At 71.3% G+C, this 23,652-nt stretch carries 24 protein-coding genes; 6 read left to right on the forward strand and 18 right to left on the reverse strand.

Going from position 1 to position 23,652, the window contains the following annotated elements; genetic code table 11:
- Positions 1-277: 277 nt before the first annotated feature.
- Positions 278-1,546, reverse strand: coding sequence for an acetyl-CoA C-acetyltransferase (locus FKN01_RS25975; protein WP_185992988.1), 1,269 nt, complete (start codon positions 1,544-1,546; stop codon positions 278-280).
- Positions 1,547-1,631: 85 nt separating this feature from the next.
- Between FKN01_RS25975 and FKN01_RS25980 the strand changes: the two genes are divergently transcribed.
- Together FKN01_RS25980 and FKN01_RS25985 are read left to right on the forward strand one after the other, a co-directional pair.
- Positions 1,632-2,951: a 3-oxoacyl-ACP reductase gene (locus FKN01_RS25980; protein WP_143624709.1), complete on the forward strand. Its 1,320-nt coding sequence runs from the start codon at positions 1,632-1,634 to the stop codon at positions 2,949-2,951.
- Between the two features lie 4 nt (positions 2,952-2,955).
- A complete protein-coding gene (locus tag FKN01_RS25985) occupies positions 2,956-3,834 on the forward strand; it encodes a MaoC/PaaZ C-terminal domain-containing protein (RefSeq protein ID WP_143624711.1) in 879 nt (292 codons plus the stop codon).
- Here FKN01_RS25985 and FKN01_RS25990 read toward each other — a convergent pair.
- The 6 genes from FKN01_RS25990 to FKN01_RS26015 all read right to left on the reverse strand — a co-directional run bounded on the left by FKN01_RS25990 (position 3,824) and on the right by FKN01_RS26015 (position 9,080).
- Complete coding sequence (locus FKN01_RS25990) at positions 3,824-4,444, reverse strand: TetR/AcrR family transcriptional regulator (protein WP_143624812.1); 621 nt, start codon at positions 4,442-4,444, stop codon at positions 3,824-3,826. The genes FKN01_RS25985 and FKN01_RS25990 overlap by 11 nt on opposite strands.
- Before the next feature lie 170 nt (positions 4,445-4,614).
- Entirely contained in the window at positions 4,615-5,961 is a 1,347-nt protein-coding gene (locus FKN01_RS25995) for a dicarboxylate/amino acid:cation symporter (protein ID WP_143624713.1), read from the reverse strand.
- 410 nt (positions 5,962-6,371) lie between these two features.
- On the reverse strand, positions 6,372-6,626 hold the full coding sequence (locus tag FKN01_RS26000; RefSeq protein WP_143624715.1) for a DUF4229 domain-containing protein: 255 nt from the start codon (positions 6,624-6,626) through the stop codon (positions 6,372-6,374).
- Positions 6,627-6,758: 132 nt separating this feature from the next.
- Positions 6,759-7,283: a GNAT family N-acetyltransferase gene (locus FKN01_RS26005; protein WP_185992989.1), complete on the reverse strand. Its 525-nt coding sequence runs from the start codon at positions 7,281-7,283 to the stop codon at positions 6,759-6,761.
- Positions 7,284-7,413: 130 nt separating this feature from the next.
- Positions 7,414-8,577 carry an aminofutalosine synthase MqnE gene (mqnE, locus tag FKN01_RS26010; RefSeq protein WP_143624717.1) on the reverse strand — a complete coding sequence of 388 codons (1,164 nt, stop codon included), beginning with the start codon at positions 8,575-8,577 and terminating at the stop codon, positions 7,414-7,416.
- A gap of 47 nt (positions 8,578-8,624) precedes the next feature.
- Entirely contained in the window at positions 8,625-9,080 is a 456-nt protein-coding gene (locus tag FKN01_RS26015) for an Lrp/AsnC family transcriptional regulator (RefSeq protein ID WP_143624719.1), read from the reverse strand.
- A 132-nt stretch (positions 9,081-9,212) separates the two neighbouring features.
- Here FKN01_RS26015 and FKN01_RS32640 point away from each other — a divergent pair, with 132 nt between their 5' ends.
- Entirely contained in the window at positions 9,213-9,350 is a 138-nt protein-coding gene (locus tag FKN01_RS32640) for a hypothetical protein (protein ID WP_185992990.1), read from the forward strand.
- Between the two features lie 63 nt (positions 9,351-9,413).
- Here the strand turns inward: FKN01_RS32640 and FKN01_RS26020 are convergent, their stop codons facing one another.
- The 3 genes from FKN01_RS26020 to FKN01_RS26030 are packed head-to-tail and all read right to left on the reverse strand — an operon-like array spanning position 9,414 to position 12,493.
- Positions 9,414-10,079 carry a UbiX family flavin prenyltransferase gene (locus FKN01_RS26020; protein ID WP_143624722.1) on the reverse strand — a complete coding sequence of 222 codons (666 nt, stop codon included), beginning with the start codon at positions 10,077-10,079 and terminating at the stop codon, positions 9,414-9,416.
- Between the two features lie 42 nt (positions 10,080-10,121).
- Entirely contained in the window at positions 10,122-11,039 is a 918-nt protein-coding gene (gene mqnP, locus FKN01_RS26025; protein WP_143624724.1) for a menaquinone biosynthesis prenyltransferase MqnP, read from the reverse strand.
- Positions 11,036-12,493 carry a menaquinone biosynthesis decarboxylase gene (locus FKN01_RS26030; protein ID WP_143624725.1) on the reverse strand — a complete coding sequence of 486 codons (1,458 nt, stop codon included), beginning with the start codon at positions 12,491-12,493 and terminating at the stop codon, positions 11,036-11,038. Before FKN01_RS26030 ends, mqnP begins: the two co-directional genes overlap by 4 nt.
- 340 nt (positions 12,494-12,833) lie before the next feature.
- On the opposite strand from FKN01_RS26030, the gene FKN01_RS26040 reads away from it, so the two are divergent.
- A complete protein-coding gene (locus FKN01_RS26040; RefSeq protein WP_143624727.1) occupies positions 12,834-13,220 on the forward strand; it encodes a PLD nuclease N-terminal domain-containing protein in 387 nt (128 codons plus the stop codon).
- On the opposite strand, the gene FKN01_RS26045 is transcribed toward FKN01_RS26040, so the two are convergent.
- The 8 genes from FKN01_RS26045 to hemL form a co-directional block, all read right to left on the reverse strand.
- Entirely contained in the window at positions 13,217-14,119 is a 903-nt protein-coding gene (locus FKN01_RS26045; RefSeq protein WP_143624729.1) for an aminoglycoside phosphotransferase family protein, read from the reverse strand. The genes FKN01_RS26040 and FKN01_RS26045 overlap by 4 nt on opposite strands.
- A gap of 77 nt (positions 14,120-14,196) precedes the next feature.
- The gene (gene ccsB, locus FKN01_RS26050; RefSeq protein ID WP_143624731.1) at positions 14,197-15,279 is read right to left on the reverse strand and encodes a c-type cytochrome biogenesis protein CcsB; all 1,083 of its coding nucleotides are present in this window, start codon (positions 15,277-15,279) and stop codon (positions 14,197-14,199) included.
- Complete coding sequence (locus tag FKN01_RS26055) at positions 15,276-16,997, reverse strand: cytochrome c biogenesis protein ResB (RefSeq protein WP_143624733.1); 1,722 nt, start codon at positions 16,995-16,997, stop codon at positions 15,276-15,278. Before FKN01_RS26055 ends, ccsB begins: the two co-directional genes overlap by 4 nt.
- 6 nt (positions 16,998-17,003) lie before the next feature.
- Positions 17,004-17,744: a cytochrome c biogenesis protein CcdA gene (locus FKN01_RS26060; RefSeq protein WP_185992994.1), complete on the reverse strand. Its 741-nt coding sequence runs from the start codon at positions 17,742-17,744 to the stop codon at positions 17,004-17,006.
- Between the two features lie 25 nt (positions 17,745-17,769).
- On the reverse strand, positions 17,770-18,378 hold the full coding sequence (locus FKN01_RS26065) for a TlpA disulfide reductase family protein (RefSeq protein WP_143624737.1): 609 nt from the start codon (positions 18,376-18,378) through the stop codon (positions 17,770-17,772).
- Positions 18,379-18,445: 67 nt separating this feature from the next.
- Complete coding sequence (locus FKN01_RS26070) at positions 18,446-19,717, reverse strand: hypothetical protein (protein ID WP_143624739.1); 1,272 nt, start codon at positions 19,715-19,717, stop codon at positions 18,446-18,448.
- A gap of 162 nt (positions 19,718-19,879) precedes the next feature.
- Positions 19,880-20,569 (reverse strand): histidine phosphatase family protein, encoded by a 690-nt coding sequence (locus tag FKN01_RS26075; protein WP_143624741.1) that lies wholly within the window; start codon positions 20,567-20,569, stop codon positions 19,880-19,882.
- Positions 20,566-21,882, reverse strand: a complete 1,317-nt coding sequence (hemL, locus tag FKN01_RS26080; protein ID WP_143624816.1) for a glutamate-1-semialdehyde 2,1-aminomutase — start codon at positions 21,880-21,882, stop codon at positions 20,566-20,568. Before hemL ends, FKN01_RS26075 begins: the two co-directional genes overlap by 4 nt.
- A gap of 130 nt (positions 21,883-22,012) precedes the next feature.
- Between hemL and FKN01_RS26085 the strand changes: the two genes are divergently transcribed.
- Both FKN01_RS26085 and FKN01_RS26090 read left to right on the forward strand, forming a co-directional pair.
- A complete protein-coding gene (locus FKN01_RS26085) occupies positions 22,013-22,609 on the forward strand; it encodes a hypothetical protein (protein WP_143624743.1) in 597 nt (198 codons plus the stop codon).
- 81 nt (positions 22,610-22,690) lie between these two features.
- Positions 22,691-23,638, forward strand: coding sequence for a helix-turn-helix domain-containing protein (locus tag FKN01_RS26090; protein WP_143624745.1), 948 nt, complete (start codon positions 22,691-22,693; stop codon positions 23,636-23,638).
- The last annotated feature ends 14 nt before the right edge of the window (positions 23,639-23,652 follow it).

A 23,652-nucleotide genomic window follows, 5' to 3' on the forward strand; every position in this document is an offset into this window, starting at 1 on the left:
GGCCGTCGGACGCCCGGCGCATCGAGGCCACGGGCTGGACCGCCTCGGCCGGCTGACCGCCCCCCGGAACGCGGGGGGGGGGGGGCCCGCCCCCCCCCCCCCCCCCGCCCGCCCCGCCCCGGGGCGGGGGGGGGGGGGCCCCCCGGGCCGGCCCCCCCCCCCCCCCGGGGGGGGGGGCGCCGGGGGGGCGGGGGCCCCCCCCCCCCGGTTTCGGGAAGGGGCGCGGCGGACACCGCCCGGAGAACGGGCCCCCTCCGCGCCGCCCGCCGCGCCCCGCTCACACGCGTTCGAGGATCGCCGTGACCCCCTGGCCGCCCGCCGCGCAGATCGAGATCAGCCCCCGGCCCGGGGCGTCCCGCTCCGCGAGGAGCTTCGCGAGGGTGGCGACGATGCGGGCGCCCGTCGCGGCGAACGGGTGGCCGGTGGCGAGCGAGGAGCCCGCCACGTTCAGCCGGTCCCGGTCGACGGGCGCGAGCCCCTGCTTCTCCCAGGCGGCCAGCGTGGCCAGCACCTGGGAGGCGAACGCCTCGTGGATCTCGAAGAGGTCGAAGTCCTCGGTCCCGAGCCCGGCCCGCTCCAGCAGCCGGGGCACGGCGTACGCGGGCGCCATCAGCAGCCCGTCCTCGCCCTTCACGTAGTCCACCGCGGCGGTCTCGTACAACGAGAGGTAAGCCTGCGGTTCGAGCCCGTGCGTCTCGGCCCACTCCTCGCTCGCCAGGAGCACCGTCGCGGCGCCGTCGGTGAGCGGCGTCGAATTGCCCGCGGTCATCGTCGCGCCGGGGCGGTCCGTGCCGAAGACCGGTTTCAGTGTGGCGAGTTTCTCCACCGTGGAGCCGGGGCGCAGGTTCTGGTCGCGCTCCAGGCCCTGGTACGGGACGACGAGGTCGTCCAGGAAGCCCCGTTCGTACGCGGCGGCGAGCCGCTGGTGGCTGGTGGCGGCGAGGCGGTCCTGCTCGGCGCGGCCGATGTTCCACTGGCGGGCGGTGAGCGCCGCGTGGTCGCCCATCGAGAGACCGGTGCGGGGTTCGGCGTTGCGCGGGATGTCCGGGACGAGGTGCCGGGGGCGTACGCCCGTGAGGGCCTTCGCGCGGGCGCCCGCCGACTTCGCGCGCCGGACGGAGAGCAGCAGCCGGCGCAGTTCGTCGTTGACGCCGAGCGGGGCGTCGCTCGTGGTGTCCGTACCGCCCGCGATCGCGGAGTCGATCGCCCCGAGCATGATCTTGTTGGCGGCGGCGATCACCGCCTGGAGGCCCGTGCCGCACGCCTGCTGGACGTCGTACGCGGGGGTGCGCGGGTCGAGCCGCGAGCCGAGGACCGTCTCGCGGGCCAGGTTGAAGTCGCGGCTGTGCTTGAGGACCGCGCCCGCCGCGAACTCGCCGACGCGCTCGCCGTGGAGCCCGAAGCGGTCGACCAGTCCGTCGAGCGCGGCGGTCAGCATCTGCTGGTTGGAGGCCCGGGCGTAGGGGCCGTCGGAGCGGGCAAAGGGGATGCGGCTGCCGCCGATGACCGCGACGCGGCGCGGCTGCGGGAGTGCGAGGGGAATCATCTCGACCAACTCATCTCGACCAGCTCCTGACTCTTGAGTAACCTTACTCCAGAGTAAATCTACGACCGAGCAGGGAGTCTGGACAATGGCCGACCGCTATCTGCACCTGACCGGCACGGCACCCGGCAAGTTCCTCACCCGGAAACTCGGTCTCCCGCAGCCCGCCCGGCTGCGCCGCTGGACCCTGGAGACGCCGGCGCTCACCGGCCCCGTCGTCCACCTCACCGCCGGGGCCTCCGCCGTCACCGAGGAGCTGGCCGCGGCCCTCACCGCCACCGGCCTGGAGGTCGTCGCCCGCGCGGACCGCCCCGCCGCCCTGGTGCTCGACGCCACCGCCGTGGACACCGCCGCCGGGCTCGGCGCCGTACACGCCGCCCTCCACCCGGTCGTCCGCTCGCTCGCCCCCGGCGGCCGGGTCGTCGTCATCGGGGTGCGGCCCTCACCGGAGGACCACCACCAGGCCGCCGCCCAGCAGGCCCTGGAGGGCTTCACGCGCTCGCTCGGCAAGGAGATCGGCAAGGGCGCCACCGTGCAGCTGGTCCGGATCGCCCCGTCCGCCGTCGCCTCCGCCGAGTCCACCCTGCGCTTCCTGCTCTCGCCCCGGTCCGCTTACGTCAGCGGCCAGGTCATCGAGGTCACCGACGCCGCCCCCGACCCGGTCCGCGACTGGGCCGCCCCGCTCACCGGCCGGACCGCCCTGGTCACCGGCGCCGCCCGGGGCATCGGGGCCGCCGTCGCCTCGGTCCTGGCCCGCGACGGCGCCCGGGTCATCTGCCTGGACGTCCCCCAGGCCCAGGAGGACCTGGTCCGCACCGCCGACCGCCTCGGCGCCACCGCGCTCCCCCTCGACATCACCGCCGGGGACGCCGCCGACCGCATCGCCGCCGCCGCGCCCGACGGCCTCGACGTCCTCGTCCACAACGCCGGCATCACCCGCGACCGCCGGCTCGCCAACATGGCCGCCGACCGCTGGGCCCAGGTCATCGACGTCAACCTGGACAGCGTCCTGCGCACCACCGACGCGCTGCTGAAGGCGGGCACGGTCAACCGGGGCGGCCGGATCGTCGCCACCGCCTCCATCGCGGGCATCGCCGGCAACAACGGCCAGACCAACTACGCGGCCAGCAAGGCCGGGGTCATCGGCCTCGTCCGCTCGCTGGCCCCGCGCGCCGCCGCCGACCACGGCGTCACGGTCAACGCCGTCGCCCCCGGCTTCATCGAGACGAAGATGACCGCCGCCGTCCCGCTCTTCATCCGCGAGGCCGGCCGCCGGATGAACTCCCTGTCACAGGGCGGCCTCCCGGTCGACGTCGCCGAGACCACCGCCTGGTTCGCCCAGCCCGCGTCCGCCGCCGTCAACGGCCAGATCGTCCGGGTCTGCGGCCAGAGCCTGCTGGGGGCGTGACCCGATGAGCCTGACCCTCTCGCTGGCCCGGGGCGCCGTCACCTCGCCCTTCAAGCGGGCCGGACGCCCCGGCGCCACCCTCCCCGCCGGCCGCCTCCGCCTGCCCGCCGCGCCCCTCGCACCCGGCCGCCTCGCCGCGTACCGCACGGTCTGCGGCTTCCCGGCGACCGGGCCGCTGCCGGTGACCTACCCGCACGTCCTGGCGTTCCCGCTGGCCATGCGGCTGATGACCCGCCGCGACTTCCCGCTCCCGGTCACCGGCCTCGTCCACACCTGGATCGAGATCACCGCCCACCGCACCCTCCGGCCGGAGGACCTGCTCGAACTCACGGTGTACGCCGAGAAGCTGACCCCGCACCGGCGGGGCACCGAGGCCACGGTGGTGACCGAGGCGCGCCTCGCGGGCGAGCTGGTGTGGGAGTCCCGCAGCGGCTATCTGTCCCGGCACGCGACGCGCACCGAAGCGGCCACGCCGGGACCGGGGGCGGGGGCGGGGGCGGGGGCGGGGGCGGGACCCGGAAAGCCCTCCGCGCCGGGACCCGGGGAGCCCACCGCGCCGCTCCCCGTCGTCGCCGAGTGGCGGCTGCCCGGCGACCTCGGACGGCGGTACGCGGCGGTCTCCGGCGACCGCAATCCGATCCACCTCCACCCGCTGACCGCCCGCCTCTTCGGCTTCCCCCGGGCCATCGCGCACGGCATGTGGACGGTCGCCCGCTGCCTGGCCGAAGCCCCCGACCCGGCCACGCTCCGCACCGTACGGGCCGACTTCCGGGCCCCGGTCCTGCTGCCCGCCACCGTCACGTACGCCGCCGAGGGCACGGCGTTCGAACTGCGCGGCGGCGGGGACGGGGCGCGGGTGCACCTCACCGGCACTACGGGCTAGGCACCTGCCACGGGCGGCCGTGCATCAGGTTCTCCAGGCCCGCCCAGGAGAAGTTCATCAGGGTCGCCGCCGCCTCCCGGGCCGAGACGCCCGGGGTCTCGTTGGCCCAGCCGGCCAGCGACTCGGCGGCGCCCACCAGGGCCTGCGCGAGGCCCGCCACGTCCCGGTCCGGGAGCGCCGGGTCGTGGTGCGCCTCGCGGGCGGCGGCGCCGATCAGGCCGGTCACGAACGCGACGATCTCCTCGCGCATCACGTTGACCTCGGTGGCGAACGGCTCCCCGTGCGTCCGCGCCTGCCGGTACAGCACGGCCCAGCCGTCCGGGTTCTGCGCGGTGTGCGTGAAGAAGGCCCGCAGCCCCTCCCAGAGCTGCCGGTCGGCCGGGAGCCCGGGCTCGACGGCCCCCTGCACGGCGGCCAGCAGCGCCCGCGCCTCACGCCGGATGCACGCGGTGAACAGCTCGTCCTTTGAATTCAGGTAGAGGTAGACCAGGGGCTTCGACACCCCGGCCAGCTCGGCGATCTCGTCCATCGAGGCGGCCCGGTACCCCCGCTGCCCGAACGTCTGCACCGCGGCGTCCATCATCTGCTGCTCGCGCACGGCGCGCGGCATCCGCTTGTTCCGCACAGCACCCACGTCGACTCCCTCCCGCCCCCGCAGCACTACTCCCCGGTAAGGGTACGGGGCCCGCGCGCGGACCCCGTCGTACCCCGCGACGCCGAGGGCCCCTCCCTCCGCGCGGGCGAACGCGGGAGAAGGGGCCCTCGGGCGGCACGGAGCGGTCAGGCGGCGACCGGGACGCGCTCCGGCTCGGTGTCGCGGGTCTTCTCGTCCTCGTCCACCGGGGAGGCGGAGGCCGAGTTGTAGGCGTCGTGGTCCAGGATCTTCTCGCGGGCCGAGACGATCACCGGGACGAGCGCCTGGCCGGCCACGTTGGTGGCGGTGCGCATCATGTCCAGGATCGGGTCGATGGCCATCAGCAGGCCGACGCCCTCCAGCGGGAGGCCCAGGGTCGACAGGGTCAGCGTCAGCATGACCGTCGCGCCGGTCAGACCGGCGGTGGCCGCCGAACCGATGACCGAGACGAACGCGATCAGGATGTAGTCACCGACGTCCAGCTGCACGTCGAAGATCTGCGCGATGAAGATCGCGGCGAGCGCCGGGTAGATCGCGGCGCAGCCGTCCATCTTGGTGGTGGCGCCGAACGGGACGGAGAAGGAGGCGTACTCCTTCGGGACGCCCAGGCGCTCGGTGACCTTCTGGGTGACCGGCATGGTGCCGACCGAGGAGCGCGAGACGAACGCCAGCTGGATCGCGGGCCAGGCGCCCTTGAAGAACTGGAGCGGGCTCAGCTTGGCGACGGTGGCGAGCAGCACGGGGTAGACGACGAACAGCACCAGGGCGCAGCCGATGTAGACGTCGGCGGTGAAGGTCGCGTACTTGCCGATCAGATCCCAGCCGTAGTCGGCGATCGCGTAGCCGATGAGGCCGACGGTGCCGAGCGGGGCGAGGCGGATGACCCACCACAGGGCCTTCTGGAGGAGTTCCAGGACGGCTTCGCTGAGGGTGAGGATCGGCTGCGCCTTCTCGCCGAGCTGCAGGGCGGCAATGCCGGCGACGGCGGCCATGAAGACGATCTGGAGGACGTTCAGCTCCGCGAACGGCGTGATGACGTTGTCCGGGACGATGCCGGTCAGGAAGTCGAGCCAGGAGCCGGCGTGCTCGGGGAGCTTGCCGTCCTTCGGGGTGAGGCCGGTGCCGGAGCCCGGGTTGGTGATCAGGCCGATCGTGAGGCCGATGGCCACGGCGATCAGCGAGGTGATCATGAACCAGAGGACGGTGCGGCCGGCCAGCCGGGCGGCGTTGTTGACCTTGCGCAGGTTGGTGATCGACACGACGATCGCGAAGAAGACCAGGGGCGCGACGGCCAGCTTCAGCAGCTGGACGAAGATGTGGCCGACCTTGTCGAGCGTGGTGTACAGCCAGTCGATGTCCTGGCTGCGGGCGAGCCAGCCGAGCAGGACGCCGAGGACCAGACCGGCGACGATCTGGGCCCAGAACGGGACCTTGGGTATGCGGAAGCCGGAGCCCGCGGGCTTCTCGGCGGTGGACGCGGGGTTCGCGGACACGGACACACTCCAGATGTGACGCATCGGGACGCACGGGGGCGCCGTGCGGGGGACGGGGGTGCGGCGCCCGCGTCGGGGGCGGCGCCGCTGCATGGTGCCGGAATCAGACGTTGCGGCAACAGACCGCGGACATACAGCGGCAGAGATCGACATGAAGGCGCTCCACGAGCGGGACGCTCGTGGCAGATCGGAGGCGCACATCAGTCTTCATGCCGAACACGTTAACACTTGAACTTTGAGGACCTCAAAGGACTTCTTTGGTACGGGAGAGCGTCCCGCACCACGCCCCCGGACACCCGGAATCCTCAACTCCGCCCGGAGACACGAAAAACCCCAGTACAGGAGCGACTGCTCCCGCGCTGGGGTTCGACGGAAAAAGGGTGCGGGGTGTGAGGAAGCTTACGTTCCCTTTACGGGGTCACGCCGTCCTCGCGCGTCCGGTTGGCCTCCAGGCGGGCCTTGGCGCGGTCCACGGAGGAGACGATCTGCTGGGACATCTCGTCGCGCTGCTTGCGCAGCAGGACGAAGCTGAGCGGCGCGGACAGCACCAGGGCGAGCAGGATGACCCAGACGACGTTGGACCCCCCGACCCCGGACGGCACCAGCCCGAAGTGGACGGCGACGGCGGCGACGACGAAGCAGCCGACGAAGATGCTGAGACGCATCGCGGTGTACCGGATCGTTGCGCTCGGCTTGGCAGCGGACACAGCTGGCCTTCTCTCTACGTACGACAGTCCTGCCCGACCAGTGAAGCATGCCCCGCAATCGATCGATTCGGTGGGCCGCGTCCCGGGCGCTCAGCCCAGCGGCAGCAGCATGTAGACGTCGTCCCGGTCGTCGCCCTCGGCCACCCGGATCGCGCCGGGGACGCGCCCGACCTCCTTGTAGCCGCAGGCGGCGTAGAAGCGGTCGGCGCCGGTGCCGCCCCGGCAGGTGAGCCGGATCGCCTCGATGCCCTCCGTCGCGCGCGCCGCGTCCGCGACGGCGGCCATCAGGTCGCGGCCGTACCCCTTGCCCTGGTGGCGGGGGTGGACCATCACGGTGTACGCCCACAGCCAGTGCCGCATCAGCCGGTGCGTGTTGCCGGTGAGGAACGCGGTCGCGGCGACCCGCCCCTCCTCGTCGCGGCCGACGACCAGCCGGGCCCGCCCCTCGGCCAGGGCCGCCTGGTGCTTGAGCAGTTCCGGCCGGACGTCCTCCTCCGACACGGGCGGCACGAAGCCCACCGCACCGCCCGCGTTGGAGACGTCGACCCAGAGCGCGACGATGCCGTCGCGCACGGCACGGTCGAGCACCGGAACCACTTCGAACGTAAGAGCCATGGCTGCAGATTAACGATCCACCGGAAGGGGGCGGGTGCCCGGCCGGTGTCCGGGACGCGGGAAAGCTCCGGCCGGGGACGGAGGCCGGAGCTTTCGTACGCGCGGCGTCGCGAGCGCGGCGCGCGCCGGGTCAGACCCGCATCGGCTGCGGCGACTCGCGCCGCTCCGCGTCCGGGCCCGGGTACTCGCGGATGATCTCGTACCGGGTGTTGCGCTCGACGGGCCGGAAGCCGGCGTCCCGGATCAGGCCGAGCAGGTCCTCGCGGGTCAGCTTGTTCGGCGTGCCGTAGTTGTCCGCGTCGTGCGTGATCTTGTACTCCACGACCGAGCCGTCCATGTCGTCCGCGCCGTGCTGGAGCGCGAGCTGCGCGGTCTGCACGCCGTGCATCACCCAGAACACCTTGACGTGCGGCACGTTGTCGAACAGCAGCCGCGAGACGGCGAAGGTCTTCAGCGCCTCGGCGCCGGTCGCCATCGTGGTCCGCGCCTGGAGCTTGTTGCGGACCTTGCCGTCCTTCATGTCCACGAAGTCGTGCTGGTAGCGCAGCGGGATGAAGACCTGGAACCCGCCGGTCTCGTCCTGGAGCTCACGCAGCCGCAGCACGTGGTCGACGCGGTGCCGGGGCTCCTCGATGTGCCCGTACAGCATGGTCGCCGGCGTCTTCAGCCCCTTCTCGTGGGCGAGCCGGTGGATGCGCGACCAGTCCTCCCAGTGGGTGTCGTGGTCCACGATGTGCCGGCGGACCTCCCAGTCGAAGATCTCCGCGCCGCCACCGGTCAGCGATTCGAGACCGGCCTCGATCAGCTCGTCCAGGATCTCCGACGCGGAGAGCTTGGAGATGGTCTCGAAGTGGTGGATCTCGGTGGCGGTGAACGCCTTCAGGGAGACCTGCGGCAGCGCCTCCTTGAGCGCGCTCAGCGACCGCGGGTAGTAGCGCCACGGCAGGGAGGGGTGCAGCCCGTTGACGATGTGCAGCTCGGTGAGGTTCTCGCCCTCCATGGCCTTGGCGAGCTTCACCGCCTCCTCGATGCGCATGGTGTACGCGTCCTTCTCCCCCGGCTTGCGCTGGAAGGAGCAGTACGCGCACGAGGCGGTGCACACGTTGGTCATGTTGAGGTGGCGGTTGACGTTGAAGTGGACGACGTCGCCGTTCTTGCGCGTACGCACCTGGTGGGCCAGCCCGCCGAGCCACGCCAGGTCGTCGGACTCGTAGAGCGCGATCCCGTCCTCGCGGCTCAGCCGCTCACCGGCTTCGACCTTCTGCTCCAGTTCGCGCTTGAGTCCCGCGTCCACCGTGCTCCTCGCAATTCCTCGCCGTACCGATCCCCGCCACCGTACGCCTACTGCTCCTCGGGGAGGTCTCCGACCCGGTTCTCCCACTTGGTGGAGAGCACGATGGTGGTACGGGTGCGCGAGACGCCCTTGGTGGAGCTGAGGCGGCGGATCGTCTTCTCCAGGCCGTCCACGTCACCCACGCGGACCTTGAGCATGTACGAGTCGTCGCCCGCGATGAACCAGGCGTCCTCGATCTCCGCGAGGTCCTTCAGCCGGTGCGCCACGTCCTCGTGGTCGGCCGCGTCGGAGAGCGAGATGCCGATGAGGGCCGTGACCCCGAGGCCGAGCGAGGCCGCGTTGACGGTGGCGCGGTAGCCCGTGATGACACCGGCGGATTCCAGCCGGTTGATGCGGTCGGTGACGCTGGGCCCGGAGAGCCCGACGAGCCTCCCGAGCTCGGCGTACGAGGCCCTGCCGTTCTCCCGGAGGGCCTGGATGAGCTGCCTGTCCACCGCGTCCATGTGACTGAAACCTTCCATTGTTCAGCAGTATCGCAAGTCTACGTGTAGAATCCAAGGCGCGCAGGCATTGAAGCCTGCAAATCTTCTCGCACAGCCAACAAACGCTTACGAATCTTCAGGAGTGACGACACCGTGTACACGATCGAGATGGCCTACGCCCGGATGCGCGAGCTTCAGGACCTGGCCAACCGCTCGCGTGCCCACCACCCCGCCGCCGCCCTCCGGGTCGACCGCGTCCGCGGCCCCCGGCGCGCGCCCAAGAAGCGCTGACCGCTTCCGGGACCGGCCCGTATCAGGCCGGATCAGCCCGGATCGGGCCCCATCAGGCCCGGATCAGCCCGGGGAACCACCCCCCAGTTCCCCCTCCCAACGGCGGTACAGCCGGTGCGGCACGCCCGCCGCGTCCAGCACCCGCCCCGCGACGAAGTCCACCAGATCCTGGATGTGCGTCGCCCCCGCGTAGAAGCCCGGCGAGGCGGGCAGCACCACCGCGCCCGCCTCGTCCAGGGCCACCAGCTGCTTCAGCGTCTGCCCGCTCAACGGCGTCTCCCGGACCGCGACGACCAGCTTCCGCCGCTCCTTGAGCGTCACGCTCGCCGCCCGCTGCAACAGGTCCTTCGACAGCCCGAGCGCCACCCCCGCCACGCACGCCGTCGAGGCCGGGACGATCAGCATCCCCTTGGCCGGATACGACCCCGAGGACGGCCCCGCGGCCAGATCACCGGCCGCCCAGTGGCGTACGCCCGACAGGTCCACGTCGAAGGTCTCCGGCTTCCCGTCCGCGCCCCGCGCCAGCCAGGCCGCCAGGTCCTCGCGCCAGTGCGCGTCGCGGTAGCCGATCCCGGTCTCATCGAGCACCGTCAGCCGCGACGCCCGGCTCACGACCAGGTCCACGCTCTCCCCCGCCGCCAGCAGCCCGCGCAGCACCGCGGCGGCGAAAGGGGTGCCCGAAGCGCCGGAAACCCCGACAATCCAAGGCATCCGCTGCTGTTGACTCACTGAAGTCCCGGAATCCACACCCCCGAGCCTATCCGGCCCCGCTCACACCGTGAGCCCGCGCACCACCAGGTCCAGCAGCGCGCACACGAAGAGCGCGATCCCGATGAAGCCGTTGACCGAGAAGAACGCCCGGTTCAGCCGGGACAGGTCGTGCGGGCGCACCACCCGGTGCTCGTACACGAAGGCGACCGAGACGATCACCATGCCGATCCAGTAGAAGACCTCCGCGTCCGTGGCCAGACCGAACCAGACCAGCAGGCCCGTCGTCACCACGTGGCACACCCGCGCGCCCCACAGCGCGGCCGGGATGCCGAAGCGCGCCGGGAAGGACAGCACCCCGTGCGCCCGGTCGGCCCGCACGTCCTGGCAGGCGAAGATCAGGTCGAAGCCGCCGATCCAGACGCCGACGGCGAGCCCCAGGATCACCGCGTCCCCCGACCAGCTGCCGGTGACCGCGATCCAGGCCCCGACCGGGCCCATGGCCTGGGCGAGCCCCAGGATGGCGTGCGGGAAGTTCGTGAACCGCTTGCCGTACGGGTAGACGACCATCGGGATCACCGCGACCGGCGCCAGCGCCAGGCAGAGCGGGTTCAGCAGGGCGGCGGCCCCGAGGAACACGACGACGGCGACGAGCGCGCCCGTCCACGCCGACCTCACCGACACCGCACCGGTCACCAGCTCACGGCCGGCGGTGCGCGGGTTGCGGGCGTCGATCTCGCGGTCGATGATCCGGTTCGCGGCCATGGCGAACGTCCGCAGCCCGACCATCGCGACGGTGACGAGCAGCAGCGTGACCCACTGGATCTCCCCGCCGTCGAGGAACATCGCGGTCAGGGAGGCGATGTACGCGAAGGGCAGCGCGAAGACGGAGTGCTCGATCATCACGAGCCGCAAAAAGGCTTTCACCCTGCTGTTCGGTTGTGCGGGCCCCGATCCCAGGGTCGCTTCGGCGGCGCTCACAGCCCGTACTCCTTCCACCGGCGGTCCACCAGGGCCGCCGTCCGCGGGTCCGACTCGACCATGTCCGGCCAGCCCCCGTCACGCGTGTACCCCTCCTCGGGCCACTTCCGCGTCGCGTCGATGCCCGCCTTGCCGCCCCAGAACTGCTGGTACGAGGCGTGGTCGAGGTGGTCCACGGGGCCCTCGGTGACCATCAGGTCACGGGCGTAGTCCGTGTTGCCGAGGGCCCGCCAGGACACCTCGTGCAGGTCGTGGACGTCGCAGTCGGAGTCCACGACGACGATCAGCTTCGTCAGCGACATCATGTGCGCGCCCCAGATCGCGCTCATCACCTTCTGCGCGTGCTTCGGGTACTTCTTGTCGATCGAGACGATCGCGCAGTTGTGGAAGCCGCCGGACTCCGGCAGGTGGTAGTCCACGATGTCCGGGACGATGATCTTCAGGAGCGGCAGGAAGAACCGCTCGGTGGCCCGCCCGAGCGGCCCGTCCTCGGTCGGCGGCCGGCCCACCACGATGGACTGGAGCAGCGGCTTCTTCCGCATGGTCACGCAGTCGATGGTCAGCGCGGGGAACGGTTCCTGCGGGGTGTAGAACCCGGTGTGGTCGCCGAACGGCCCCTCGGGGAGCATCCTGCCCGGCTCCAGCCACCCCTCGATGACGACCTCGGCGTGGGCCGGGACCTGGAGCGGCACGGTCTTGCAGTCGACCATCTCGATCCGCTTGCCCTGGAGGAACCCGGCGAACAGGTACTCGTCGATGTCCTCGGGCAGCGGCGCGGTGGAGGCGTACGTGACGGCGGGCGGCGCGCCGAACGCGATGGCGACGGGCAGCCGCTCCCCGCGCCGGGCGGCGACCTGGTAGTGGTTGCGGCTGTCCTTGTGGATCTGCCAGTGCATCCCGATGGTCCGCCGGTCGTGCCGCTGGAGCCGGTAGAGCCCGAGGTTGCGGATGCCGGTCTCGGGGTGCTTGGTGTGGGTGAGCCCCAGGTTGAAGAAGGAGCCGCCGTCCTTGGGCCAGGTGAACAGCGCGGGCAGCCGGTCCAGGTCCACGTCGTCGCCGGTGAGGACGACCTCCTGGACGGGCGCGTTCTCGCCCTTCACCTTCTTCGGCGGCACGTGCACCATCGACCCGAGCTTCCCGAAGGCCTCCCGGACTCCGACGAAGCCGTGCGGCAGCTCGGGCCTGAGCAGCCCGCCGATCTTCTCGCCGATCTCGCCGTAGGACTTCAGCCCGAGCGCCTTGAGCAGCCGCTTGTCGGTCCCGAAGACGTTCATGGCCAGGGGCATCGAGGACCCCTTGACGTTCTCGAAGAGCAGCGCGGGCCCGCCGGCCTTGTTCACCCGGTCGACGATCTCACCGACCTCCAGATAGGGGTCGACCTCGGCCTTGATGCGCTTGAGCTCGCCCTCGCGCTCCAGAGCCCGGAGGAGGGATCGAAGATCGTCGTAAGCCATGAGGTCAAGTTTGACATCCTCCCCGGCGACGGCCGCCGGGGCTCCCCGCGTCAGCCGTCGACCGGCGTGGTGCTACGCCGGTGGACCGACGCCCCGGTCGACGCGTCACGGCCCCGCCCGACGCCTGGCCCCACGCCCTGTAACCGGCCATGCCCGGCGGGCTCGTCGCCGCAGCCGGCGTCAACCGCTGCGCCGCGCGCATGGCCGAACCGCACCCGGATCCGCTCGCCGCCGGTTCCCACCTGCTCGCCGTGGGGCGTGAACGGCACCCGCTACTCTGGGCCCTTCACCGGGGCGGGGGGAATGCCCCGCCCACTCTCCTCGGGGGGACTTTTCCACCATGCTCCGGGCCTTGATCTACCTTCTGCCGCTGGCGCTGACGATCTTCGCTTTCATCGACTGCCTGAACACCCCGGAGGACGAGGCAAGGCACCTGCCGAAGATCGCCTGGGTCTTCATCATCCTGCTGTTCTGGATCGTCGGCCCGATCGTGTGGCTGGCCGCGGGCAAGGTCCGCCAGGCGCCCGCCGGAGGCCGTACGCCCTCCGAGTGGCACCGCAACCACCGCCGGCAGTGGGTGGCGCCGGACGACAACCCGGACTTCCTGAAGTCGCTGAAGGAGGAGAACAAGAAGGACGAGGCGCTCCTCAAGGACTGGGAGGCGGACCTGCGCCGCCGCGAGGAGGAGCTGAAGCGCCGCGAGAACGGCACCGAGGGCGCCTCCTAGGCGGCGCCCGCCGGGTCCAGGAGGCGGGCCAGCGTGCGGCGGCCCAGGGCGCTCATCGGCGGATTGCTCTTCGCGTAGTACCAGACCAGGCCCATCGCCTGCTCGAACGCCCACGCCCTGCCGCGCTCCCACTCCAGCTCGTCGCAGCCCAGCGCTCCCCGGAACACCTCGCGCGGGCCCGGGCCCAGCAGGTGCCAGGCGCCCACCAGGTCCAGCGCCGGGTCGGCCGGGCCGAAGCCGCCGGTGTCGAGGACGCCGCCGAGCCGGCCGCCCTGGACCAGGACGTTGCCCGGGATCAGGTCGCCGTGGCACATCACGTCGGGGCTCGTACGCGGCAGCTCCCGGAAGCCGGTCCACAGCGTGCGCAGCCGGGCCACGTCGAGCAGGCCCTCGCCCCTCTCGAAGCACGTGGCCATCCAGCCGTCGTGGTCGGCGATCACCCCGCCGCGCCCCTGCCCGCCGAAGGACCGGCCCCGCACGTTGGCGTCCCGGAGGCCGGCGACGAAGTCCGCGAGGTCCCGGGCGAAGGCGTCGGAGCCGCCCGGATCGGCCTCGAAGGCGTTGGTCCCCGGCAGCCAGGTCTGGACGGCCCAGGGCATGGGGTAGCCGGCTCCGGGCGCGCCGAGGGCGACCGGCTCCGGGACGGGGAAGCGGGTGGCCCGTGCCAGCTCGACGGCCGCCCGGGCCTCCTGTTGCAGGGCGGTCAGTGCCTCGGCGGGGGTGGCCCGGTGCAGCGGGAAGCGGGCGGAGAGGCGGTCACCGATGCGGAAGATGGTGTTCATCGTGCCGGTGGAGGCCAGGGGGCGGACGGCCTCGCCGGCCCACTGCGGGAACTGGTCGCGGATCAGGGACGCGACGGTCTCCGTGGTCACGTCCACCTGGTCGTCGTGCATGGTCACGTGCTGCCCCTCCCCCGGGGAACGACCGCTGCCCGCCCCGGCGGACCGGTGGCGGGCAGGCGGTGCAGCGGTGTGCGTCAGACGCCGGCGTACGAGTGCTTGCCGGTGACGAAGATGTTGACGCCGTAGTAGTTGAAGATCCAGCAGGCGAAGGCGATCAGGGCCAGGTAGGCGGCCTTGCGGCCCTTCCAGCCGGCGGTGGCGCGGGCGTGCAGGTACGCGGCGTACGCGACCCAGGTGATGAAGGACCAGACCTCCTTGGGGTCCCAGCCCCAGTAGCGGCCCCAGGCGTCGCCCGCCCAGATCGCGCCCGCGATGATCGTGAACGTCCACAGCGGGAAGACGGCCGCGTTGATCCGGTACGAGAACTTGTCGAGGGTCGACGCGGACGGCATGCGGGAGAGCACGGAGTGGGCGAAGGAGCCCGGCTCCCCGCCGTTCGCGAGCTTGTTCTCGTAGCTGTCGCGGAAGAGGTAGATCAGCGTGCCGATGCCGCCGATGAAGAAGACCGCGCCGCAGATGATGGCGGTGGAGACGTGGATCCACAGCCAGTACGAGTGCAGCGCGGGCACCAGCTGGTCGCTGGAGGTGTAGAGCACCGTGGTCGCGAGGCCGAGGTCCAGCAGGATGGCCGTGACCAGGATCAGGCCCATCCAGCGGACGTTCTTCTTCAGCGCGAGCAGGACCAGGTACGCGCCGACCGCCACCGTGGAGAAGGTGATGGAGAACTCGTACATGTTGCCCCAGGGGGCACGCTGCACGGAGAGCGCGCGGGCGACGACACCGGCCGCCTCGACCAGGAACGCGAGGACGGTCAGCGAGACAGCGATCCGCCCGTAGAGGTCGCCCTTGAAGGTGCCGCCGGCGGCGCCGGGCCCGTCCGGGACGTCCCGCGAGCCGGTGGCGGACCGGGTGATGACCTTGGGCTTCTCCAGGACGGCGGTGCCGCCGCCCTTGGTGGCGACCTGGACCTTCACCGTGCCGGCGGAGCCCTGCTCGGCGGTCAGCTCGGCGGCGGTGCGGCCGACCTTGCTGCGGCTGCCGAACACCCACTCCGCGATGTGCGCGAAGAAGGCCAGGGTGTAGACGGCCATCGAGGAATAGACCAGCACATTGCTGGTGTGCGCCAGGTTCTCGTTGGTTGCGGCGGCGAGATTCACTTCTCAGCCCCTTCGGCGGGTTCTACGGAGGACGCCTCGGCGACGTCGCTGTCGGTGCCGGGCGCGGTGGGCGCCTCGGCGTTGAGCGTGACCGCGAGGTCGGCCAGCTCCTCGGGAAGCTTCGCGGACTCGCTGCGGCCGAGCCCGGCCATCTCGACCACGGTGACGCCGTCGGCGCCGCGTACGGCCCGGATCCAGACGCGTCGGCGCTGGATGAACAGGGAGCCGGCGAGTCCGGCGATGGCGGCCACGGCGCCGGTGAGCGCCCAGCCGCTGGCGGGCTGCTCGGAGATCTGGAAGCTCGCCCACTCCTGGAGGCCCTCGAAGGTGATGGAGCCGGCCCCGTCGGGCAGCTTCATCGTCTCGCCGACGAGGAGGCGCTGCTTGAGCTGCTTGCCGTCGGCGTCCTTGAACTCCTTCATCTTGCTCGTGTCCAGCTGGTACACGTTCTGCGCGATGCCGGAGTCGACCCCGATCGAGCCGTGGTAGCCGTTGAGCGCGAGGACGGGGAAGTCGGCGGCCGGGAACTGGGAGAACATCGTGCCCTTGCCGTTGCCGGCGAAGGTCGGCACGAAGAACGCCTGGAAGCCCAGCTGCTCGGTCTTGCCGTTCTTGTCGCGGTAGCCGTCGAGCACCTTGATGGCGCCGCTCGACGTGACGTTGTTGTCCAGGGGCAGCAGCGGGACGGCGGCCTTGTAGACCTCCTTGCCCCGGCCGTCCTTGACGGAGACGACGGGGGCGTAGCCGTGGGCGTTGAGGTAGACCTTGGTGCCGTCGACGACGAGGGGTTCGTTGACCTTGATGACCTTCTTCTGCGGCTTGCCGTACGCGCCGTCGGAGAAGGTCACGCGCGCCTCGTACGTGCGCGGGGTGCCGATCTGCGGCCCCTTGCGCTCGTACGTGCCGATGAAGTCGTCCAGGGTGAAGCTGAACGGGGTCAGCTCGTCGTCGTCGTAGAGCGAGCCGGACTTGAAGTTGTCGTACTGGGTGGTCGTGTTGGAGAACCCGTCGCCCTCGACGACCAGCTTGGCGCCCTCGTACTTGAAGAGCTGGCCCCAGGCGAAGGCGACGAGCATCACGATGAGCGCGATGTGGAAGACGAGGTTTCCGGCCTCGCGGAGGTAGCCCTTCTCGGCGGCGACGGCGTCCCCGGCGAGGTGGGCCCGGTAGCGGCGCTTGCGGACGATCGCGAGCGCGGCCTCGTGGACCTGCTCCGGCTCGGCCTCGGTGCGCCAGGTGGTGTACGCGGGCAGCCGGGTGAGGCGCTTGGGCGCGCCCGGCGGGCGGCTGCGGAGCTGGCCGACGAAGGTGGCGGTGCGCGGGACGATGCAGCCGATGAGCGAGACGAACAGCAGGATGTAGATCGCGGAGAACCACACCGAGCTGTAGACGTCGAAGAACTGGAGCTTCTCGTAGATCGGCGTGACGAAGGTGTGCGCGTCCTTGAACGTCTGCACCTTCAGCTCGTCCACGCTGTTCTGCGGGATCAGCGAGCCGGGGATGGCGCCGAGCGAGAGCAGGAAGAGCAGGATCAGCGCGACCCGCATGGAGGTGAGCTGGCGCCAGAACCAGCGGAGCCAGCCGATGACGCCCATGGCGGGGAGGTTGGCCAGGGGCTCCTCGCGGGGGGCGGTGGAGAGCTGGGAGCCGGCGGCGCCGAGCTCAGCTGCGTTCTCCTGGTCCCGCTCCTGGGAGGGGTTGGACGTGGTGTTGCTCATTGGTACTCAGATCCCCACCTGGAAGCCGGCCGACCAGCCCTGTAGTTCCTGCATCATGCTGCCCCACGCGCCGGTGAGCAGGAGCAGCCCGGTCACGATCATCATGCCGCCGCCGATGCGCATCACCCAGGCGTAGTGGCGCTTGACCCACCCGAACGCGCCGAGCGCCTTGCGGAAGGCGACGGCGGCGAGCACGAAGGGGATGCCCAGGCCGAGGCAGTAGGCCACGGTCAGTACGGCGCCGCGTCCGGCGGTGCCCTGGTCCATCGCGAGGATGGACACCGAGCTGAGCGTGGGCCCCAGGCACGGGGTCCAGCCGATGCCGAAGAGGGCGCCGAGCAGCGGGGCGCCCACCAGGCCGGTCACCGGCTTCTTGTGGATACGGAATTCGCGCTGCGTCATCCACGGCATGAGGCCCATGAAGAAGACGCCCATGAGGACCATCAGCACGCCGAGCACCTTGGTGAGGGGCCCGCTGTTGGCCTGGAGGGTGTCGCCGAAGTAGCCGAAGAGGGCGCCGCCCGAGACGAAGACGGCGGTGAAGCCGACGACGAACAGCGAGGCTCCGGCGACCATCCGGCCGCGCCGGGCCTCGGCGAGGTCGGCGCCGCTGACCCCGGTGACGTAGCTGAGGTAGCCGGGGACGAGCGGCAGGACGCAGGGCGAGAAGAAGGAGACGAGCCCGCCGAGCAGCGCGATGGGCAGGGCGACCAGCAGGGCACCGTTCATGACGGTGTCGTTCTGCATGGCGGCGGCGAGGGTGCTCACCTGATCACTTCTCCGCGATCAGCGGGTCGAGCATCTTGTGCAGATCGGTGTCGTCCATCGGGCCGACGAAGCGGGCGGCGAGCTTGCCGTTCCGGTCGATGACGACGGTCGACGGGATGGACTGGAGCCGGAAGGTGCCCTTGGGGAAGCGGAGCAGGAGCTTCCCGGTCCGGTCGTAGAAGCTGGGGTAGGGGGTCTGGTGGCTCTCTTCGAACTGCACGGCGTTGCTCTTGGAGTTGTCGCGGGTGTTGATGCCCACGAACTGCACGCCCTTGTCCTTGGTGGCCTCGGCGACCTTCTTGAAGTACTTCGCTTCGAGCCGGCAGGGGGCGCACCACGAGCCCCAGACGTTCAGGACGATGATCTTGCCCTTGTAGTCGGCGAGGTCGAGCTGCTTGCCGTCCACGGTCTCGCCCGCGAGGTCCGGTGCGTCGACGCGCTCGTCCTGGGGCGCGGTGGCGATTCCGCCGGTGCCCGTGACGAAGTTGGTGTCGCCGCCGCCGGTGGTCTTGTCGCCGGAGTCGCACGCGGTCAGCGTCAGTGCGAGCGCGGCGGCCGCCAGGGGGGCGGCGAGCAGCGTGAAGCGGCGTCGGGGTGCGCGGCCATGGCTCATGTGAAAAGTTTCGCATGGCCGTTCCGGGGATCTTGGGCACCCCCCTCGGTGCCCGTAAAGCCCGTTGTCAGGCTCGTTTAAAGAAGGCGTTCCAGCCTCCCGCGGGTGCTTCGCCGACCTGGAGTGTACGGAGCTTGGCGAGGACCGCCGGGTCCTGGGCGTCGAGCCAGTCGACGAACTGCCGGAAGGAGACGAGGCGCACATCCGGTTTCCCGGCGATGTGCTTGAGGGTTTCCTCGACGGCGTCCATATAGATGCCGCCGTTCCACTCCTCGAAGTGGTTTCCGATGTAGAAGGGCGCGCGGTTCGTCTCGTAGGCGCGTTTGAATCCGCTGAGGTAGGACTGTGTGGCTTGTTCGCGCCAGCCGGGATAGCGGGAGGTCATTCCCTTGGTGGAGTTGTGCGACTGGTTGGCGAGGATGTTGTAGTCCATGGAGAGGACTTCGAAGGTGTGCCCGGGGAAGGGGATGCCCTGGAGCGGGAGGTCCCAGACGCCCTGGCGTTTGACGGGCCAGACCTGGGTGCCGCCGGGCGAGCTGGCGTCGTAGCGCCAGCCGAGCTTCCTGGCGGTGGGCAGCAGGTTGTCCTGGCCGAGGAGGCAGGGGGTCCGGCCGCCGACGAGTTCCTTGCGGTAATCGAAGGGGAGCGATTCCTCGCCGTCCCAGCCGGTGTTGGTGCGCCATTGGGTGACGAAGGAGATCGCCTGGTCGATTTCGCTCTGCCACTGGGCGGGGGTCCAGCGGGCGACCGATCCGGAGCCGGCGCAGAAATGCCCGTTGAAGTGGGTGCCGATCTCGTGGCCGTCGAGCCATGCCTGCCGGACGTTCTTCAGCGTTTCCTTGAGGTGGCCGTCGGTGAGATAGCCGATGTCGGAGGCGCCGACGGGGTTGTTCGGCGGGCGGTAGAGCGTTTTCTTCGATTCCGGCAGGAGATAGAGGCCGGAGAGGAAGAAAGTCATCGACGCGTCGTGTTCCCGGGCGAGTTCCAGAAAGCGCGGGAAGAGCCCGTTGCCGACTTCGCCGGCCCCGTCCCAGGAAAAGATCACGAACTGCGGCGGCTTCTGCCCGGGTTCCAGGGGCACGGGTGCCTGCGGCTGCTTGGGCTGCTTCCCGGTATAGGCGGTGGAACCGTCGCCGATGGCGCGGACGTTCTTCTTGTTCCCGGTGCCCTTCGAGGTTCCGCCGGCCGCCTTCTGTCCGGTCGCGCCCTGGTCCGGGCCCGGGCTTCCGTCTCCGGTGCCTGGGCCGGAGGAGCCGGTGGTGCCGCACCCCGCCATTCCGGCGGCGGCCGCGGCACCGAGACCGGCTCCGAGCAATCCCCTTCGGCTGATCTCACGCATGCGGCTTCCCATCTGCGGTCGTTTTGCCTTAAGTACATACAAACTGGCAAACGCTTAGATGGGAGGAGCCACACGGGGGTTCCCCCGGATAGCACAAAATTCTTTACGAAACCAGACCCGACGATGATCGAACGTAAGTGCTGATTTCGACCCGCAGGGCCGCTACGCCCCGAACCCCTTCGACGCGCCCTTCACCGGCTTGGCGCCGGCCCGCAGATGCGCGGGGACCAGATCGCGGGCCGGCTCCGAGTAACCGACCGAGACGATCTTGTCGCCCCGGTACGTGAAGCTGGTCAGCGAGGCGAGGGTGCACTGCCGCTTGCGCGGGTCGTGCCAGAGCCGGCGCCGCTCCACGAAGCTGCGGACGATCCAGATCGGGAGCTGGTGGCTGACGCAGACCGCCTCGTGGCCCCGCGCCGCGTCCTTCGCCGCGTCGAGCGCGCCCATCATGCGGACGACCTGCTCGATGTACGGCTCACCCCAGGACGGGCGGAACGGGTTCGTCAGGTGCTTCCAGTTGTCCGGCTTGCGCAGCGCGCCGTCGCCGACGCCGAAGGTCTTGCCCTCGAAGACGTTGGCGGCCTCGATGAGCCGTTCGTCCGTGGCGAGGTCCAGGCCGTGCGCCTTGGCGATCGGGGTCGCGGTCTCCTGGGCGCGCTCCAGCGGGGAGGCGACGGCGTACGTGATGTCGCGCTTCTCCAGGTGCTCGGCGACCCGGTCGGCCATCCGCCGGCCCAGCTCCGAGAGGTGGTACCCGGCCCGGCGCCCGTACAGCACGCCCTCCGGGTTGTGCACCTCGCCGTGGCGCATCAGGTGGACCACGGTGATGTCGTCGGGGTTCTTCTCGCTCATGCGGTGGCCTCCGAGGCGGCGCGGGCGGCGGCGGGCAGGGCGGCGGCGATGCGCTCGACGGCCTGCGCGTCGTGCGCGGTGGACACGAACCACGACTCGAACGCGGACGGCGGGAGGTAGACGCCCTGCGCCAGCATCGAGTGGAAGAACGGGGTGAAGCGGAAGGCCTCCTGCCGCTTGGCGTCCTCGTAGTCGCGGACGGGCCCGTCGGTGAAGAAGACCGAGAACATGTTGCTCGCCGCCTGGACGGTGTGCGCGACGCCCTCCTTGTCCAGGGCGGCACTCACCAGGCCCCGGATCTCCGCGGAGACCGCGTTCACCTTCGCGTACGCGGCGTCGTCAAGCAGTCGCAGCTGCGCGAGCCCGGCGGCGGTGGCGACCGGGTTCCCGGACAGCGTGCCCGCCTGGTAGACCGGGCCGGCCGGGGCCAGGTGCGCCATCACGTCCGCGCGCCCGCCGAACGCCGCGGCCGGGAAGCCGCCGCCCATGACCTTGCCGAAGGTCATCAGGTCCGGCCGGACCCCGTCGACGCCGTACCAGCCGGCCTTCGACGTACGGAAACCGGTCATCACCTCGTCCGAGATGTACAGCGCACCGTTGGCGGCGCACAGCTCCTTGAGCCCCGCGTTGAACCCGTCCAGCGGCGGGACGACGCCCATGTTGCCCGGCGACGCCTCGGTGATCACGCACGCGATCTCGCCGGGGTGCGCGGCGAACGCGGCGCGCACGGCCTCCAGGTCGTTGTACGGCAGCACGATGGTGTCGCCCGCCTGCGCGCCGGTGACCCCGGGGGTGTCCGGCAGCCCGAAGGTCGCGACGCCGGACCCGGCCGACGCGAGCAGGGCGTCCACGTGGCCGTGGTAGCAGCCGGCGAACTTCACGACCTTGGCCCGGCCGGTGAACCCGCGGGCGAGGCGGATCGCGGACATCGTCGCCTCGGTCCCCGACGACACCAGCCGCACCTGCTCGACCGGCTCGACGCGCGCGACGATCTCCTCGGCGAGCGCGACCTCGCCCTCACCGGGCGTACCGAACGAGGTGCCGCGGGCGACGGCCTCCTGGACCGCGGCGATCACCTCGGGGTGGGAATGGCCGAGGATCATCGGCCCCCACGAGCACACGAGGTCGACGTACTCGCGCCCGTCGGCGTCGGTCAGGTACGGACCGGTACCGGACACCATGAAACGGGGCGTACCGCCCACGGCCCGGAAGGCTCGGACAGGAGAGTTCACGCCGCCGGGCGTCACGAGGGACGCGCGGTCGAAAAGCGTCTGCGAAACTGGGGCGTCATAGGGAAAGCTCACACATGCCATGGTGTCAGAGCCACGGACGGTCTTTGCGGACAGGTGTTTCACCGCACGCCCGTGGGGGAGGTCACTGACACGATGATCGGGTCGCACGGCGGGGGCCGTGCCTCCCAGTGAGCAGTCGGGTGGATGAGATATGCATCGCGGTGGCGGAGTGGGCGAAGGGACGGACGGCCCGGGGCCCGAGCCTGCCCGGCGCGGCCGGCACCGGCGGCGCGAGACCGAGCACACGCAGGGCATACAGGCGGGTGAGGCGCGGACGGGCGGCGGAGCCGGGAGCGGGAGTGGTGGCCGGGTGGGGGTGACCTACAAGTATTTCGGTGCTCCCGACGGAGCCACCGCGGCACGCGTGCCCATCTCCATGCGCCCCGAGGAGCTCGGCGGCGACGAGCTCGGCATGGGCGGCATGTTCACCAAGATCAAGCCGGAGACCGTGGCCGCGATGGTCCTCACCGGCATCCAGGGCATACCTCTGCACCGGGTCCCCCCGCTGGAACTGGTCGTCCTGCACCCCGACTACGCGGTGGTCAAGCTCCCCATGACCGTGGTCGACCCGCTGCGCGGCGTCGGCGAGGAGTCGGTGGGCGCCGCCGCCTTCATCTGGTCCACGGTCCCGGACCGCGGCGGCCCGAGCGACGCGTTCAACGTCTACCAGCTGCTCCACGAGTGGCAGGACTTCAGCCACCGCCTGCACGACGCCGGCCACCAGGCGTACTGCCTGGTCTGGCCGTGACGGGACAGCCGCGAAGACGGCCTGCGACACTGCTGACCCGCCGGTTCGACACGTGTAAGCAGCGCAGAAGTGGGGGCCGCCATGGGCCTGGAGGATCTCGGCCTGGCCGTCGATGAGGCCGCCGTCTACCAGGCGCTGATCGCGCTGCCCTCGTCCGCCCGCCCGGAGCTGGCCCGCGCGGCCGGGGTGAGCGAGGAGCGGACGGAGGAGGTGCTGCTGGCCCTGGTGGGCCGGGGGCTGGTCCTGCGCGTCTCCGACGGGCGGCGCTATGCCGCGGCCCCGCCCGCCGTCGCCCTCGGGGCCGAGCTCGCCGCCCGGCGCGAACGCCTCCAGCGCGCCGAGCTGACCGTGGCGCGGCTCGCGGAGACGTACCGGACGACGACAGCCGACCGGGCCCAGCGCGACCTCGTGGAGATCGTCGAGGGCACCGAGGCGATCCGTACCCGCTACCTCCAGCTCCAGCTCTCGGCACGCAGGACCATCGACATCTTCTCGGCGGGCACTCCTCAGGCGGTCACCCCGGCGGACAGCGCGGAGGTGACGGCGATCTCCCGGCGGGTGCGGGTGCGGGCCGTCGTGGACCAGGGGTTCCTGAGCGAGCCGGGCGCGTCGGACGAGGTCGCCCAGTCCCTCGCCGACGGGGTCGAGGTGCGGACGGTCACCGAGGTCCCCTACAAGCTGATCCTGTGCGACGGCGCCGTGGCCATGCTGCCGCTGCACGGGCGCGCGGCGGACGTGGACCCGGCGGTGGTCCTGCGCGGCGGCCTGGCGCATGTGGCGCGGGAGCTGTTCGAGCAGGTGTGGCAGCGTTCCCGGCCCTACCAGGAGCAGCCGCACGCCGACATCGACACGGTCGACGCCCACATCCTGCGGCTCCTGCTCGCCGGTCTCACGGACACGGCGGTGGCCGGCCAGGTACGCCTGTCGGTCCGCACCGTGCAGCGCAGGCTCCAGGCGCTCATGGCCCGGGCCGACGCGACGACGCGCCTCCAGCTCGGCTGGTACGCGAGGGACCGGGGCTGGGTGTGACGGGGGCGGGGGCC

Source organism: Streptomyces sp. 130 (assembly GCF_007096885.1).
In the GTDB taxonomy this organism is placed as follows: domain Bacteria; phylum Actinomycetota; class Actinomycetes; order Streptomycetales; family Streptomycetaceae; genus Streptomyces.